Below are 16,406 nucleotides of genomic sequence, written 5' to 3'. Positions count from 1 at the left end.
CCACATTGGACGGTTCGCCTCGATGCAGGATCCCGTTGTGTCTGAGCTGTTTGATCCGAAGTTGTGGGAGCCGGTCGAGGGCTTCGACTTCACCGACATCACCTATCACCGCTGCGTCGAGGACGGCCCCGGCAGGGGCACGGTGCGCATCGCTTTCGATCGCCCCGAGGTCCGCAACGCCTTCCGGCCGCACACCGTCGATGAGCTCTACCGCGCTCTGGACCACGCGCGGATGTCCAGTGACGTGGGGTGCGTGCTCATCACCGGTAACGGCCCGTCGGCCAAGGACGGTGGCTGGGCCTTCTGCTCCGGTGGTGACCAGCGCATCCGTGGCCGTTCCGGCTACCAGTACGCCGGGGGTGAGACCGCCGAGACCGTGGACCCGGCGCGCGCGGGCCGGCTGCACATCCTGGAGGTGCAGCGGCTGATCCGGTTCATGCCCAAGGTGGTGATCGCGGTCGTGCCGGGCTGGGCCGCCGGGGGCGGGCACAGCCTGCACGTGGTGTGCGACCTCACCCTGGCCAGCGCCGAGCACGCCATGTTCAAGCAGACCGACGCCGACGTCGGCAGCTTCGACGGTGGTTTCGGCTCGGCCTACCTGGCCCGCCAGGTCGGGCAGAAGTTCGCCCGCGAGATCTTCTTCCTCGGGCGCCCCTACACCGCCGGGCAGGCCCACGAGATGGGCATGGTCAACGAGGTCGTCCCGCACGCCGAGCTGGAGGCCACCGCCCTGCAGTGGTCCCGGGAGATCAACGGCAAGTCCCCGACGGCGCAGCGCATGCTCAAGTACGCGTTCAACGCCCTCGACGACGGGCTGGTCGGTCAGCAGCTCTTCGCCGGTGAAACCACCCGGCTCGCCTACATGACCGACGAAGCCGTCGAAGGCAGGGACGCGTTCCTGCAGAAACGAGACCCCGACTGGTCCCAGTTCCCCTGGTACTTCTGAACCCAGTATTGGAAATGGTTGTCATTTTCGTGTAGGTTGGGCGGCGGTTGCCGAGAGGGAGGTTTGGGAACGTGAAGGTGCGCAAGTCGTTGCGGTCGTTGAAGCAGAAACCCGGTGCTCAGGTGATCCGTCGGCACGGGAAGACGTTCGTGATCAACAAGAAGAACCCCCGCTACAAAGCCCGCCAGGGCTGAGCGGACCGATCACAACGCGGCGGCGTCAGGCGTGGCCCTCGGGCCGGGCTGACGCCGCCGCGTTGTGATCCGCCGGCTCCGCGAACGGAGCTTCCACCTGCGCTCCTCCCGTGCGGCGGTAGTGGTGACGATGGGTGGCGGCGTTGGGAGGTGGACAGTTTTAGTCATAATTGCCCATGATCAATGTCCGAAATGTCGGGACAATTATGGCTAAAACTGTCCCCTGCCGAGGCGTGCGCGCCGGAGGCGGGTTCCGGGCGCGACTCCGGCCTCCGCCTCGCCGCGCTGCCTCCGTGGTGCGGTGGGCTTCTCGTGCGAGGGGGTGCCCTGGGGGCGGTCGTGCAGTCTTCCGGGCGGTTACGTTCTGGGGTTGGGGGTGTTAACTTAGCGATCGATAAGGACATCGGGGTTCTTGGTCAGCGAGGGGCGTGTGAGCACAGTGGACAGTGACACCGTTCTGGTTCAGCGGCGCGGATCGGTGCAGGTGGTGACGGTGAACCGGCCGCATCGCAAGAACGCGATCGACGGGCCGACCTGGGGCGCGCTGCACGACGCGCTGCGGGGTGCCGAGCAGGACGAGGGCGTGCGGGCCGTCGTGCTGACCGGGGCCGGCGGGGACTTCTGCGCCGGTGCCGACCTCGCTGCCGGGCGCGGCGGGCATCCGCTGACCCGGATGCACCGCGTCAACGACGTCGCGCTGGCGCTGCACGAGCTGTCCAAGCCGGTGGTCGCCAAGGTGCGCGGGGTGGCCGTGGGGGCGGGCTGGAACCTGGCGCTGGGCTGCGACCTGGTGGTGTCGAGCGCGGACGCGCGGTTCTCGCAGATCTTCGCCAAGCGCGGTCTGTCGCTGGACTTCGGAGGCTCCTGGCTGCTGCCGCGCGTGGTCGGGTTGCAGCAGGCCAAGCGGCTCGCGCTGCTCGGCGAGATCATCGGAGCCGAGGAGGCCCGCGAGCTCGGGCTGGTGACCTGGGTGAAGCCCGACGACGAGCTGGACGGCTTCGTCGACGAGCTGGCGGACCGGCTCGCCTCGGGTGCGTCGGTGGCGATCTCGCAGAGCAAGGCGATGCTCAACGCCGCAGGTCAGCAATCGTTCCGCGAAGCGCTGGAGTCCGAGGCGCGGGCGCAGAGCGTCAACTTCGCCACCGCCGACGCGCCCGCCGCCTTCAAGGCCTTCACCGCCAAGACCGAGCCCGAGTTCACCGGCGAGTGGTTGGTCGACTGACGTCCCTTGTGCCGCCGTGCACGTGTGCTTAAGGTCACTGAACGGGCGCTAAGGAGGCTCGGCATGGACTTCTCACTGCCCGGTGAGCTCGTCGAACTGCTCGGTGAACTCGACGCGTTCATCGAATCCGAGATCGTCCCGCTCCAGCGGCAGGACGACAACGAGCGGTTCTTCGACCACAGGCGGGAGTACGCCCGCACCGACTTCGAGGCCGGTGGCACGCCGCGGCCCGAGTGGGAAGAGCTGCTGCACGAGATGGCCCGCCGAGCCGACGCGGCCGGTTGGTTGCGCTACGGCCTCCCGGAAGAGGTCGGCGGCGGGGGCGGCGGCAACTTCGAGATGGCGGTGATCCGCGAGCACCTCGCGGCCAAGGGCCTCGGCCTGCACAACGACCTGCAGAACGAGGCCTCGGTCGTCGGCAACTTCCCCGTGGTGCACATGATGCTGGAGTTCGGCACCGCCGCCCAGCGCCAGGAGTTCCTGGAACCGATGCTCACCGGGCAGGCCCGGATCGGCTTCGGGCTCACCGAACCCGACCACGGCAGCGACGCCACCTGGCTGGAGACCACCGCCGTGCGCGACGGTGATGACTGGATCATCAACGGCGGCAAGCGATTCAACTCCGGGATGCACTCAGCGACCCACGACGTCGTGTTCGCCCGCACCTCCGGCGAACCGGGCGAGGCGCGGGGGATCACCGCGTTCATCGTGCCCACCGACACGCCCGGCTTCTCGGTGGACTTCCACTGGTGGACCTTCAACATGCCCACCGACCACGCCGAGGTGTCGCTGCGCGACGTGCGGGTCCCGTCCTCGGCGATGTTCGGCGATGAGGGCGCGGGCCTGGAACTGGCGCAGTGCTTCGTGCACGAGAACCGCATCCGGCAGGCCGCTTCCGGTGTCGGCGCGGCGCAGTTCTGCATCGACCGCAGCGTCGACTACGCCCGTCAGCGGGTCACCTTCGGCCAGCCGCTGGCGCGGCGGCAGGCGATCCAGTGGCCGCTGGTGGAGCTGCAGACCGAGGCCGAGATGGTGCGCGGGCTGGTGCGCAAGACCGCCTGGGAGATGGACCGGCGCCCGAACTTCGAGATCAGCGACAAGGTCTCGATGTCCAACTACCGCGCGAACCGGCTGGTGTGCGACGCCGCGGACCGGGCGATCCAGGTCCACGGCGGTATCGGCTACACCCGGCACACGCCGTTCGAGCACATCTACCGCCACCACCGGCGCTACCGGATCACCGAAGGCGCCGAAGAGGTGCAGATCCGCAAGGTCGCCGCCTACCTGTTCGGCTTCGCCGGCCCGGGAAAGCGCGCATGAGCGGTGAACTCGGCGAACTCCTCGCCGCCCGACTCACCGCGCTCCAGCGTCGGGACCCGGATTGCGCCCGTAGTCGGAAACCGGAACACGGCCGTAATCCGGTCACGGAATACGGCCGCAATCCGGTCACGGAATGCGGCCGTAATCCGGGTTCCGGACCGGTGCGGGTGACGCGGCTGGAGCAGGCCAGCGGGGGCGCGAGCCGGGAGACGTGGTTCATCGGGCTGGACAACGGCGAGCGCCTGGTGCTGCGCCGCGACCCGCCCGGGCTGGCGCGCCCGGAGGGCATGGCCCGCGAAGCCGTCGTGCTGGAAGCCGCAGCTCAGGCCGGGGTTCCGGTCCCGGAGCTGGTCGACCACGGGACCGACGACACCGTGCTCGGATCGCCGTACGTGCTCACCCGCCACGTCGACGGCGAGACGATCCCCCGCCGCCTGCTGCGCGACGACGCCTACGCCGAGGCCCGGGCCGGACTCGCTCGCGAGCTCGGCCGCGCCGCCGCCCGGATCCACCGCATCCCGGTCCCCGAGGGCTTTCCGGAGCCAGATCCGCTGGAACAGCTCGTCGTCGACTACGACGCGCTCGGCGACCCGATCCCCGCCGTCGAGATCGCCTTCCGCTGGTTGCGGGAGAACCGGCCCGCCGGTGCCGGGCGAACGCTGGTGCACGGCGATTTCCGCAACGGCAACCTCATCGTCGACCGCAGCGGGCTCCGGGCGGTCCTGGACTGGGAGCTCGTGCACGTCGGTGATCCGATGGAAGACCTGGGCTGGTTGTGCACCAACGCCTGGCGATTCGGATCTCCGCTTCCCGCAGGCGGGTTCGGGTCGTTGGACGAGCTCTTCGACGGCTACGCCGAGGTCGCGGGCACCCGCCCGGACCCGGAGGTGGTGCGCTGGTGGGAGGTGCTGGGCACGGCCAAGTGGGGCGTGATCTGCCGGTCCCAGGCCGAGCAGCACCTCAGCGGCGCCCACCCGTCGATGGAACTCGCCGCGATCGGCCGACGGGTCTGCGAGCAGGAGTACGACCTGCTGGTGGCCCTCGGCGTGCCGGGGCCGACGCCGCCCGTGCAGGTCGAGTCCGAAGCTGCGGACCTGCACGGGCGGCCCACAGCCGCCGAACTCGTCGCGGCCACCCGGGATTTCCTGCGGGACGAGGTCCTGGCCCGTGCCGACGGGCGGATGAAGTTCCAGGCCCTGGTCGCCGCCAACGTGCTGTCCACAGTGGAACGAGAGCTGCGGTTCGGCGCCGAGCAGGAGCGACGGCACGCGGCGCGGCTCGCCGAGCTCGGCTTCGCCGATCGCGCCGCCTTCGCCGCAGCGCTGCGCGCGGGTGAGGCGGATCCGCGGAACGAGGACGTGGCCGGGCTGCTGTGGTCGGAGGTGTTCGACCGGCTCGCGGTGGCCAACCCGAAGCACATCCAGTCCAGGACCAGGGGAGGCAACGGTGCCTGACCAGCTGCGCGAACGCCTGCTCGACGAACTCACCGGACCCGGCGGTGACTTCGAGATGACCGACGCCGTCGTCCGCGGCATCCCCATGCGGGTTTACTCGAAACCGATCGGGACGCTGCGCGACGCCGCGCTGCTCAGCGCCTTCCACGGCGACAAGGACTTCCTGCTCTACGAGGACTACCGCTGCACCTTCACCGAGCACCACCGGCTGGTCACCGGACTCGCCCGAGCGCTGCGCGAGGAGTACGGGCTGACCAGCGGTGATCGCGTGGCGATCGCGATGCGCAACTTCCCCGAGTGGGTGCCGATCTTCTGGGCCATCCAGGTCGCCGGGCTCGTCGCGGTCCCGCTCAACGCCTGGTGGAGCGGCGACGAGTTGCGCTACGGCATGACCGATTCCGGCAGCCGGCTGGTCTTCGCCGACCCGGAGCGCGCGGCTCTGCTCGACCGCGACGTCCCGGTCGTCGAGGTGCGCGGCGGCACGCCCGACCCCGGCGTCCGGGCCTGGTCGGACCTCGTCGCGGCACTCCCCGACGACGCGCGGCCGCCGGAGGTCGACATCGACGCCGACGACGACGCCACGATCCTCTACACCTCCGGCACGACCGGGCGCCCCAAGGGCGCGATCGGCACGCACCGCAACCACGTGACGAACCTGCTCAACACCGTCGTCAACCGCAAGATCGGGATGGCGGTCACCAACGGCGGCACGTTCCCCGAACCCGGTCCGGACGACCCGCAACCCGGGGCGCTGCTGACGTTTCCGATGTTCCACATCGCAGGCATCACCGTGCTCAGCTTCGCGACCCTCGCCGGTGCCAAGCTCGCGACGATGTACCGGTGGGACCGGAAAGAGGCCGGGGAGATGATCCGCGAGCACGGCCTGACCAGCGCCGCCGGCGTGCCGACGGTGATGCGCGATCTCGTCGAGAACAGCGACACCGTGCGGAACCTGGAGGGCGTGACGATGGGCGGCGCGCCGATCCCGCCCGACCTGGTCGAGCGCATCGGCGGGCTCGGCAGCAGCGCCTCCAGCGGCTACGGGTTGACCGAGACGACCTCGACCGTCGTGGGCAACTCAGGTGAGGACTACCAGGAGCACTCCAACAGCGTCGGGCAGCTGATGCCGGGCGCGGAGATCCGCGTCGTCGACCCGGCCACCGGTGATGACCTCGGTGACGGCGAGATCGGCGAGCTGTGGTTCCGCGGGCCGAACGTCGTGCGCGGCTACTGGAACCTGCCCGAGGCCACCGCCGACGCCTTTACCGACGGCTGGTTCCACAGCGGCGATCTCGGTTACGTCCAGGACGAGTGGGTCTACGTCGTGGACCGGCTCAAGGACGTCGTCATCCGGGGCGGGGAGAACGTCTACTGCGCGGAGGTCGAGGCCGTGCTGCACGAGCACCCGGCGATCGCCGACGTCGCGGTGATCGGGCTCCCGCACCGCACCCTCGGCGAGGAGGTGTGCGCGGTGGTGAACCTCAAAACCCGCGCGGATGTGGAAGAACTGCGCGCGCACGTGCGAGAGCGACTGGCGGGGTTCAAGGTCCCCACGCACGTGGTGGTGCAGGAGGACCCGCTGCCGCGCACCGCGACCGGGAAGGTCCTCAAGCGGCGGCTCCGCGAGCAGATCGTGCAGCGGGGATGAGCGCCGTGGAGCTGCGAGGTATCGAACGCGAATCGGTCACCCGCTGGCTGGACGAGCGCGGAGTGCCCGCCCCGGTCGAGTTCTCGCTGGTCTCGGGCGGGAGGTCGAACCTGACCTACCGGGTCACCGGCGCCGACGGGCGGGTGCGCGCGCTGCGCAGGCCGCCGACCGGGGAGTGCTGAGCACCGCGCACGACATGAGCCGCGAGTGGCGGTTCATCTCGGCGCTGCACGGCACCGGCGTCCCGGTGCCCACGCCGATCGCCTACTGCGACGACACCGACGTCACCGGCGCGACGTTCTACGTGATGGACTTCGTCGACGGCCGCGTCCTCGCCGACCGCGACTCCGCGCGCCCGTTCTCGCGAGAAGCTCGGCACCGCGCGGGAACCGCGACGGTGGAGTGCATGGCGGCGCTGCACAACCTCGACCCGGACGCCGTCGGGCTCGGCGACGTCGCCCGCCGCGACGGCTACCTGCAGCGGCAGCTGAGCCGCTGGCAGAAGCAGGTCCACGCCTCCGGCGCCCCGGACCTGGGGCTGCTCGACGCGGTCCACGACGCGCTGGCCGCCCACGTGCCCGAGCAGACCACCGGCATCGTCCACGGCGACTTCCGCCCCGGCAACCTCTCCTACGACCTCGACGGCGAGGTCCTGGCCGTCTTCGACTGGGAACTGGCCACCCTCGGCGAACCACTCGCCGACCTCGGCTGGCTCATCGCCACCTGGGAAGAACCCGGTGACGACCTCCCGGCCGTCACCCCGGGCCCCACCGCCGAACCCGGCTTCCCGCCCCGCGACGACCTCATCGCCCGCTACCGCGCCCTCACCGGCCGAGACCTCGCCGACCTGCCGTTCTACGTCGCGTTCCAACGCTGGCGCTCCTGCTGCATCACCGCTGGAGTCAGAGCCCGCTACCGAGCGGGCCACATGGCCGACGACGGCTACGACGCAGCAGAACGAGCGGACACCGAACGACGCCAAGCCCAACTCGCCTGGACAGCGGTCAAAGACCTCGGCCTGGTGTGACCCCACCCGTCCGACTACCAGACACCTGTGTCCCCACGGGTCAATCGAATTGTCCGGGCATAGCGGACATCGGGGGTGGACAGTTTTCATGAAAACTGTCACCTCATGACACGCGGCCAGGACCGAGAGCCGCCTCGACGCGATCGCGAGGCTGCTGTGACCGTCAGACCGACGTCGTGGCTTCGTCGGGGGTGGAGGTCTTCTCGGTCTGCTTCGCGGGGTGGTCTTGGGGCATGAAGTAGGCGAGGACGAGGAGGGTGGCTCCGATCAGGAACAGGAGGCCGAAGACGATGTGCAGGGCGTCCATCAGGCCCGGTCCGGAGGGGGTTCCGTCGGCGGAGGCGGTGGTGCGGGCGTTGATGATGGCGCCGCAGATCGCCACGCCCACGGCCGAACCGAGGGAACGGGCGAACATGTTGATGCCGGTCACCGCGCCGCGCTCGCTGAACCGGGCCGACGACTGCGAGGCGATGAGCGTCGGAACGGCCGTGAGGCCCATGCCGATGCCGACGACGAACGTGAAGACTCCCACCGTGACCACCGCGGAGGACTCGCCGAGCAGCAGCGTCAGGGCGGTGCCGATGGTCACGAACGACGCGCCGATCAGCGCCGTCCACCGGAAGCCGAGCGCGAGGTAGACGCGACCCGCGTTGGTCGCCGCCAGCGGCCAGCCGACCGTCATCGCGGCCAGCGCGAACCCGGCGATCAGCGGGCCGACGCCGAGCACGCCCTGGGCGTAGATCGGGACGTAGGTGGACAGGCCGAGCACGATCACGCCCACCAGCAGCGCGATCGCCGTCGGCACGCCCACGACCCGCCGGCGCAGCAGCCGCAGGTTCAGGATCGGGTGCGACGAGCGCAGCGCGTGCACCGCGAAACCCGCCAGCAGCAGCACCGCCGCGGCGAAGATCGCCACCGACGGCACCGACAGCCACGCCCAGCTGGTGCCGCCCTCCAGCAGGCCCAGCAGCATCAGCGTGCTGCCGCCGGTCAGCAGCGACGCACCGAGGTAGTCGATCGGCTCGCGATCGCCCTCGCGCGGCGACTCGTGGTACTTGAGCACCAGCATCGTCGCGGCCGCGAAGCACAGCGGCAGGTTGATCCAGAAGATCCAGCGCCAGCTCACGAACTCGCTGAACACGCCGCCCAGCGTCGGACCGACCACCGACGAGATCGCCCACACCGAGGCCAGGTACCCCTGGGTCTTCGCGCGTTCCTGCAGCGTGTAGATGTCGGCGGCGATGGTCAGCGACACCGGCATCACCGCGCCCGCGCCCAGGCCCTGCAGCACGCGGCCGACGATCATCGCGGGCATCGACCACGCCGCCCCGCACAGCACCGACCCGACCAGGAAGAACCCGACACCGGCCAGCATCAGCCGCTTGCGGCCGAGCACGTCGGCGAGCCTGCCGAACAGCGGCGTGCTCACCGCCTGGGCCAGCATGTAGGCGGAGAACAGCCACGGGACCTGCGCGAAGCTGCCGAGATCCCGCGCGATCGTGGACGACGCGGTGGCGATGATCGTCGCGTCCAGCGCCACGAGCGCGGTGGACAACATCAGGGCGAGCAGGATGGGGCCGCGCTCGGAGCGCAGCCCGACACCGGAAGACGAAGCGGGCACGAACTCCATAAGACACCGGGCCGCCAAAATATTCCAGAAGTCGATCGGGATTCGCAGATTCCCCACTTCTCAGCGAGAAACGCTGCGAACGCGGGAAAAACGTGATCGAGCGAAGGCGGGTTGTTCCATTTTGAGCGGTGAGTCCGCCTTGGTTCGCGATGGGGACGTTCTCATGAAAACTTCCCCACAACCAGGGGTGTCACGCGGGTGACGTTTCCGCTGAAACTCCGGTTCCCGGAGCGGAGTCAGGGGTGTTGGGTGGTGGTGTCGACCTGGGTGTGCATGAGGGCGAGGGTTTGGTCGAGGGTGAGGCCGGAGTTCAGGGCGTGGTCGAGGTAGGTGAGGATGCGCTGGGCGTCGGGGTTGAGGACCTCGTTGGTCGAGTCGGCGGTGGCGGCGGCGAGCGTGCCGAGGGAGGCGCGCTGCTGGGCGGCGCGGACCGCGCGGCGCAGGATGATCATCTCCTGGGCGTTGGGGCGACGCCGCTCCTCGGTGAGGCGCGCGAGGATGCGGCGGACCGTCGTCGGTCGTGCTTGACCGTCGCCGTGCGGGCCGCGTAGGTGGCGACCAGCTGCGAGTCGCGGCGGTCGTCGGGCGCGTTCTGGCCCTCCTCGGCGTGGGCCGGGGGCACGTCGACGGCCAGGGCGTCCATCGCCTGCTGCACGCGGGCGTCGCGGGCGCGAGCGCGGGCGATCGGGTCCGGACGTCCCTCGCCGGCGCGCTCGCGGACCTGCCTGCGGGCCTGCTGCCCGGCCTCGGTGAGCCGCCGCGGCCGGGAGACCAGACCGTCGTTGATCTGCTGCTGGCGCTTGAGCCGCAGGTGCATGTCCAGCGACTGCCCGGCGCGCGGCGGGGCCAGCCGGGCGTTGCGCTCGAAGTCGTCGTCCTCCTCGCGGAACCACTTGCGCAGTCGCCGGACCAGGAAGTCCTCCGGCGACTCCTGATCGCCGCGCCGAGGCTGGAAGCCCTCCCGGTCCTCCGGCAGGTTGTCGAGCGCGACCTTGATCGCGTCCACGCACCACCCCGCGTCGAACCAGCGGCTGAGGATCGTGATGGCCTGCGAGGTCACCGGGTGGCCGGGGAAGAGCTCGCCGAAGAGCTTGCGGGTGGCCAGCTCGGCCTGCTCCCGGTCGGCCGGGATGACCCGGCCCGGCCAGGTCTGCGGGGTGAACGCCATCTGCTCCTCCGAAAGGTGCCGTGCCCGTCCGCGCGAACGGCACTGCGCGTGTGCTCCGAGTGTCCCCGCCCGGCTTCGGCGAGTGCCCGGACGATCTCCCGTTTGGTGGGTCCCGACTAATTTTGGGCCGCACCGCGCGGCACCGGCTACATATCCCTACCCGCGAGTAACCGGGAGGGTGTTCTTGAAGGTCGGGAGCGGCTGCTCCCGCGAAGAGCTTAGGAGGTCTGGTCGGTGTTCCGTCGTGTGGCGATCGTCAACCGCGGGGAAGCCGCGATGCGGCTGATTCATGCTGTGCGGGAGGTCGAGGCGGAAACCGGGGACCGGATCGAGACCGTCGCCCTGCACACCGACGCCGACCGCGCGGCCGCCTTCGTCCGCGAGGCGGACGTGACCTACGACCTGGGCCTGGCCCGCGACCGGCCCTACCTGGACATGGCCGTGCTGGAGCGCGCCCTGACCGAGACCGGCGCCGACGCGGCGTGGGTGGGCTGGGGCTTCGTCGCCGAGGACCCGGCGTTCGCCGAGCTCTGCGACAAGCTGGGCGTGACCTTCATCGGCCCCAGCGCCGAGGCGATGCGCAAGCTCGGCGACAAGATCGGCGCCAAGCTCCTCGCCGAGGAGGTCGGCGTGCCGGTGGCGCCGTGGAGCCGCGGCGAGGTCGCCGACCTCGACTCCGCGATCCGCAGCGCCGGTGAGATCGGCTACCCGCTGATGCTCAAGGCCACCGCCGGTGGTGGCGGGCGCGGCATCCGCGTGATCCACGACGAGGCCGAGCTGACCGAGGCCTACGAGCGCACCCGGTTGGAGGCCGAGCGGGCCTTCGGTTCCGGCGCGGTGTTCCTGGAACGCCGGTCACCGGGGCCCGGCACGTCGAGGTGCAGGTCATCGCCGACGGCCAGGGCACCGCCTGGGCATTGGGCGTGCGGGACTGCTCGGTGCAGCGCCGCAACCAGAAGATCATCGAGGAGTCCGCCTCGCCGGTGCTCAGCGCCGAGCAGGCCCGCGAGCTCAAGGAGTCCGCCGAGCGGCTCGCCGTCGCCGTCGACTACCGCGGTGCGTGCACGGTCGAGTTCCTCTACCACCCGGGCGAGCGGCTGTTCGCGTTCCTCGAGGTCAACACGCGCCTGCAGGTCGAGCACCCGATCACCGAGGCCACCACCGGCGTCGACCTGGTCAAGTACCAGCTGCACGTCGCCTCCGGCGGCAAGCTGGAGGGCGAGCCGCCCGCCGAGTCCGGCCACGCGATCGAAGCGCGGCTCAACGCCGAGGACCCCGAGCGCGACTTCGCGCCCTCGCCCGGCAAGATCGTCCGGCTCGACTTCCCGGCCGGTCCCGGTATCCGCGTCGACACCGGCGTCGGCGAGGGCGACACCATCCCCGCCGACTTCGACTCCATGATCGCCAAGATCATCGCCGTCGGCCGCGACCGCGACGAGGCCCTGGGAAGGCTGCGCCGCGCGATGGCGCAGACCACCGTCATCGTCGCCGGCGGCGCCACCAACAAGAGCTTCGTGCTCGACCTGCTCGACCGCCCCGAGGTCATCGACGGCTCCGCCGACACCGGCTGGATCGACCGCGTCCGCGCCGAAGGCGAGCTGCAGGCCGACCGCCACTCCGCGATCGCGCTGGCCGCCGCCGGGATCGACGCCTACGAGGACGCCGAGCTCGTCGAGCGGCAGCGGTTCTTCGCCGCCGCCCACGGCGGCCGCCCGCAGGCCCAGCACGAGAGCGGACGCCCCCTGGAATTCAAGCTGCGCGGCGCCGGCTACCGGGTGCAGGTCGCCCGCGTCGGGCACGAGCGGTTCCGCATCGGCATCAGCGCAGGCAACGGCTCCGCCGTGCACACCGCCGACGTCGAGATCGAGCGGTTCGACGCCCACGTCCGCCAGCTCACCGTCAACGGCCAGCGGTTCCGCGTCGTCACCGACACCCACGGCCCGGTGTGCCTGGCCGAGGTCGACGGCGTGGCCCACCGGGTCAGCCGCGACGAGGGCGGCGTGCTGCGATCCCCGGCCCCCGCGCTGGTCGTCGCGACACCGCTGGAGGTCGGCGCCGAGGTCGAGGAAGGCGCACCGGTCCTGGTGCTGGAATCCATGAAGATGGAGACCGTGCTGCGCGCCCCGTTCCGCGCGAAGCTGCGGGAATGCCTGGTGCGCACCGGGAGTCAGGTCGAGACCGGCGCGCCGCTGCTGCGGCTCGAACCGCTCGGCGACTCCGACGACGCCGCCGAGCAGACCACCACCGACACCACCGACCTCGAACTGCCCAGCACCCCCGACGGGCTCGGCGCCGCCGAGCGCGCCGAGCGCAACCGGCAGGACCTGCGCAGCATGCTGCTCGGCTTCGACGTCGACCCGCAGGACGAGCGCCGCGTCCTCAACGACTACCTCCGCGCCCGCGAGGAGCTCGTCGAGGCCGGGAACCGGCCGCTGGCCGAGGAGATCGAGCTGCTGGAGGTCTTCGCCGACCTCTCCGAGCTCAGCCGCAACCGGCCGGTCGGCGAGGAGACCGCGGCCGACTCCCGGGTGCACAGCCCGCGCGAGTACTTCCACACCTACCTGCAGAGCCTCGACGTCGAGCGCGCCGGGCTCTCCGAGACCTTCCAGGGCCGCCTGACCCGGGTGCTCGGCCACTACGGCGTCACCGACCTCGACCGCACGCCGGAGCTGGAAGAAGCCGTGTTCCGGATCTTCCTCGCCCAGCAGCGCGCCTCCTCCGACGAGGCGGCCGTGGCCACGCTGCTGCGCCAGTGGCTGGCCGAGGCCCCGCCGTCCGGCGCCCAGCGCCAGGCCGCCGGACTCGCGATGGAACACCTGGTCGCCGCCACGCAGGTCCGCTTCCCCGCGCTGTGCGACCTCGCCCGCACCGTGGCGTTCCGCTGGTTCGCGCAGCCGATGCTGCGTCGCCACCGCGCCGAGGTCTACGCGGGCGTGCGCAAGCACCTGCGGCACCTCGACGAGAACCCGGACGCACCGGACCGCGCCGAGCGCATCTCGGCGATGGTCTCCAGCGCCGAACCGCTGGTCCGCCTCGTCGGCCAGCGCATCGGGCGTCCCGGCACCGACCCGGCACCGCTGCTGGAAGTGCTCGCGCGCCGCTACTACGGCAACCGGGAGCTCGACGAGGTCCGCGCCTTCGACGCCGCGGGCTGCACGTTCGTCACCGCCGAGCACCGCGGCGCCGGTTCGCGCGTGGTGAGCACCGCGGTGGACTTCGCGGCGCTGCCCGACGTCGTGCGCGCCATCGGCGAGCTCGCCGCCGACGGCGACCTGGTCGCCGACGTCTACCTGGTGTGGGACGGCCAGCCCGACGACACCGACGCGATGGCCGCCCGCCTCGGCGAGGTGCTCACCGCGCAGCAGCTGCCCGCCGCCGTCAACCGGATCACCACCACCGTGGCCGGTCCCAGCGGTGCGGTGATGCACCACCACTTCACGTTCCGGCCCTCGGTCGACGGCTTCGCCGAGGAGCGGCTGATCCGCGGCCTGCACCCGCTGATCGCCGACCGGATGCAGCTGGAGAGGCTGCGCGAGTTCGACCTCACCCGCCTGCCCTCCTCCGACGAGGAGGTCTACCTGTTCCGCTGCGTGGCGCCGGAGAACCCCGCCGACGAGCGGCTGGTGGCGCTGGCCCAGGTGCGGGACCTCACCCCGCTGCGGGAGGACGACGGCAGGCTCGTCGCGCTGCCCGCCGCCGAAGGCGTGCTCACCGCCTGCCTCGACGCGATCCGCAAGGCCCAGAAGCCCAACGGCAAGAAGCGCGCCGGGACCAACCGGATCGTCGTCTACGTCTGGCCGCCGAACGAGCTCTCGCTCGACGAGCTCGACGTCGTCGCCCAGCGCGTGCTGCCCACCGCGGCCGGGGCCGGGCTGGAAGAGGTCCTGTTCCTGGTGCGGCAGCGCGACGCCGAGACCGGCGAGCTCGCCGAGGTCGCGGTGCGCATCGGGTCGAAACCCGGTTCGGGCGTGCGGATCTCGGTCGAGGAGCCCTCGACCGAGCCGATCAAGCCGCTGGACAGCTACCGGCAGAAGGTGCTGCGCGCCGAGAACCGCGGCACCACCTACCCCTACGAGCTGACCGGGATGCTCGCCGGTGCCTCGGGCTCGTTCGTCGAGCACGACCTCGACGACTCCGGCGTGCTGGTGCCGGTGGACCGCCCGAAGGGGCAGAACTCGGCGGCGATCGTCGCCGGCGTCGTCAGCACCCCGACGGCGCTGCACCCCGATGGCGTGAAACGCGTTGTGCTGCTGGGTGATCCGACCAAGGCGCTGGGCGCGCTGTCGGAGCCGGAGTGCTCGCGGGTGATCGCGGCGATCGACCTGGCCGAGGAGATGGGCGTGCCGCTGGAGTGGTTCGCGCTGTCGGCCGGTGCCCGGATCTCCATGTCGTCGGGCACCGAGAACATGGACTGGGTCGCCGCCGCGCTCAAGCGCATCGTGCGGTTCACCCAGGACGGCGGTGAGATCAACGTCGTGGTGGCCGGGATCAACGTGGGCGCTCAGCCGTACTGGAACGCCGAGGCCACGATGTTGATGCACACCAAGGGGATCCTGGTGATGACGCCGGATTCGGCGATGGTGCTCACCGGCAAGCAGTCGCTGGACTTCTCCGGTGGTGTTTCGGCGGAGGACAACTTCGGCATCGGCGGCTACGACCGGGTGATGGGGCCGAACGGGCAGGCGCAGTACTGGGCGCCGAACCTGGGTGCGGCCGCCGAGGTGCTCATGGCGCACTACGAGCACACCTACGTCGCCCCGGGCGAGTCCGGTCCGCGCAGCGCGGGCACCAGCGACCCGGTCGAGCGGGACATCTCGACCTACCCGCACGAGCTGGCCGGCAGCGACTTCACCACCGTGGGCGAGATCTTCTCCACCACCGCCAACCCGGACCGCAAGAAGTCCTTCGACATCCGCACCGTGATGCGCGCGGTCGCCGACCAGGACCACGAGGTGCTGGAGCGCTGGGCGGGGATGGCCGACGCCGACACGGCCGTCGTGCAGGACGCGCACCTGGGCGGTCAGCCGGTGTGCCTGCTGGGCATCGAGTCGCAGTCGGTGGCCCGTCGCGGGTTCCCGCCCACCGACGGCCCGGACACCTACACCTCGGGCACGCTGTTCCCGCGCTCCTCGAAGAAGGTGGCGCGCGCTATCAACGCGGCCAGCGGGAACCGTCCGCTGGTGGTGCTGGCGAACCTGTCCGGGTTCGACGGCTCGCCGGAGTCGATGCGCAAGCTGCAGCTGGAGTACGGCGCCGAGATCGGCCGCGCCATCGTCAACTTCGACGGCCCCATCGTGTTCTGCGTGATCTCCCGCTACCACGGCGGCGCGTTCGTGGTGTTCTCCAAGGCGTTGAACCCGAACATGACGGTGCTGGCCGTGGAGGGTTCCTACGCCTCGGTGATCGGCGGCGCCCCGGCGGCCGCGGTGGTCTTCGCCGGTGACGTCAACGAGCGCACGGCCAACGACCCGCGGGTGCGCGAGCTCGACGAGCTCGTGGCCAACGCCGAAGGCCCGGAGCGCGCGGCCCAGAGCCTCAAGCTCGCCGACGTCCGCGCCGAGGTCCGGGCCGAGAAGCTCAGCGAGGTCGCCGCCGAGTTCGACCGCGTCCACAGCATCCAGCGCGCGGTCGAGGTCGGCTCGGTGGACGCCATCGTCACCGCCGCCGAACTCCGCCCCAGCATCATCAACGCCATCACCACCCACCTGTCCTGACCCTCCCCACGTCAAAAACCCCGGTTTTCGCGCGACGAAAACCGGGGTTTTTGACGCGACGAATGCTGCGGTTTTTGACGCGA

11 protein-coding genes and 1 pseudogene are annotated in these 16,406 nt (G+C 70.8%); 9 read left to right on the top strand and 3 right to left on the bottom strand.

Going from position 1 to position 16,406, the window contains the following annotated elements; translation table 11 throughout:
- Positions 1–22: 22 nt before the first annotated feature.
- From REH65_RS08775 to REH65_RS08740, 8 genes are all read left to right on the top strand, one after another.
- Entirely contained in the window at positions 23–946 is a 924-nt protein-coding gene (locus REH65_RS08775; protein ID WP_406692053.1) for a 1,4-dihydroxy-2-naphthoyl-CoA synthase, read from the top strand.
- A gap of 71 nt (positions 947–1,017) precedes the next feature.
- Complete coding sequence (gene ykgO, locus REH65_RS08770) at positions 1,018–1,140, top strand: type B 50S ribosomal protein L36 (protein WP_093416249.1); 123 nt, start codon at positions 1,018–1,020, stop codon at positions 1,138–1,140.
- A 430-nt stretch (positions 1,141–1,570) separates the two neighbouring features.
- Positions 1,571–2,362 carry an enoyl-CoA hydratase/isomerase family protein gene (locus tag REH65_RS08765; RefSeq protein ID WP_406692052.1) on the top strand — a complete coding sequence of 264 codons (792 nt, stop codon included), beginning with the start codon at positions 1,571–1,573 and terminating at the stop codon, positions 2,360–2,362.
- Positions 2,363–2,425: 63 nt separating this feature from the next.
- Entirely contained in the window at positions 2,426–3,682 is a 1,257-nt protein-coding gene (locus REH65_RS08760; protein WP_281457687.1) for an acyl-CoA dehydrogenase family protein, read from the top strand.
- Between the two features lie 161 nt (positions 3,683–3,843).
- Positions 3,844–5,136: a phosphotransferase family protein gene (locus REH65_RS08755; RefSeq protein WP_406692051.1), complete on the top strand. Its 1,293-nt coding sequence runs from the start codon at positions 3,844–3,846 to the stop codon at positions 5,134–5,136.
- A complete protein-coding gene (locus tag REH65_RS08750) occupies positions 5,129–6,784 on the top strand; it encodes a class I adenylate-forming enzyme family protein (protein WP_406692050.1) in 1,656 nt (551 codons plus the stop codon). Before REH65_RS08755 ends, REH65_RS08750 begins: the two co-directional genes overlap by 8 nt.
- Positions 6,781–6,966, top strand: a complete 186-nt coding sequence (locus tag REH65_RS08745) for a hypothetical protein (protein ID WP_406692049.1) — start codon at positions 6,781–6,783, stop codon at positions 6,964–6,966. Before REH65_RS08750 ends, REH65_RS08745 begins: the two co-directional genes overlap by 4 nt.
- Before the next feature lie 14 nt (positions 6,967–6,980).
- Positions 6,981–7,811 carry a phosphotransferase family protein gene (locus REH65_RS08740; RefSeq protein ID WP_406692048.1) on the top strand — a complete coding sequence of 277 codons (831 nt, stop codon included), beginning with the start codon at positions 6,981–6,983 and terminating at the stop codon, positions 7,809–7,811.
- Between the two features lie 163 nt (positions 7,812–7,974).
- Here the strand turns inward: REH65_RS08740 and REH65_RS08735 are convergent, their stop codons facing one another.
- The 3 genes from REH65_RS08735 to REH65_RS08725 all read right to left on the bottom strand — a co-directional run bounded on the left by REH65_RS08735 (position 7,975) and on the right by REH65_RS08725 (position 10,609).
- Positions 7,975–9,432 (bottom strand): MDR family MFS transporter, encoded by a 1,458-nt coding sequence (locus REH65_RS08735; protein WP_406692047.1) that lies wholly within the window; start codon positions 9,430–9,432, stop codon positions 7,975–7,977.
- Between the two features lie 245 nt (positions 9,433–9,677).
- Entirely contained in the window at positions 9,678–9,893 is a 216-nt protein-coding gene (locus tag REH65_RS08730) for a hypothetical protein (RefSeq protein ID WP_406692046.1), read from the bottom strand.
- Complete coding sequence (locus REH65_RS08725; protein WP_406692045.1) at positions 9,890–10,609, bottom strand: hypothetical protein; 720 nt, start codon at positions 10,607–10,609, stop codon at positions 9,890–9,892. The genes REH65_RS08730 and REH65_RS08725 overlap by 4 nt, the downstream gene beginning before the upstream one ends.
- Before the next feature lie 234 nt (positions 10,610–10,843).
- Here REH65_RS08725 and REH65_RS08720 point away from each other — a divergent pair.
- A pseudogene (locus REH65_RS08720) lies at positions 10,844–16,323 on the top strand (carboxyl transferase domain-containing protein).
- Positions 16,324–16,406: the final 83 nt, after the last annotated feature.

The organism is Saccharopolyspora sp. ID03-671 (genome assembly GCF_045278815.1).
GTDB lineage: Bacteria > Actinomycetota > Actinomycetes > Mycobacteriales > Pseudonocardiaceae > Saccharopolyspora > Saccharopolyspora ipomoeae.
Note: the sequence above shows the minus strand (reverse complement) of the source record. Positions and strands in the feature narration are given on the sequence as shown.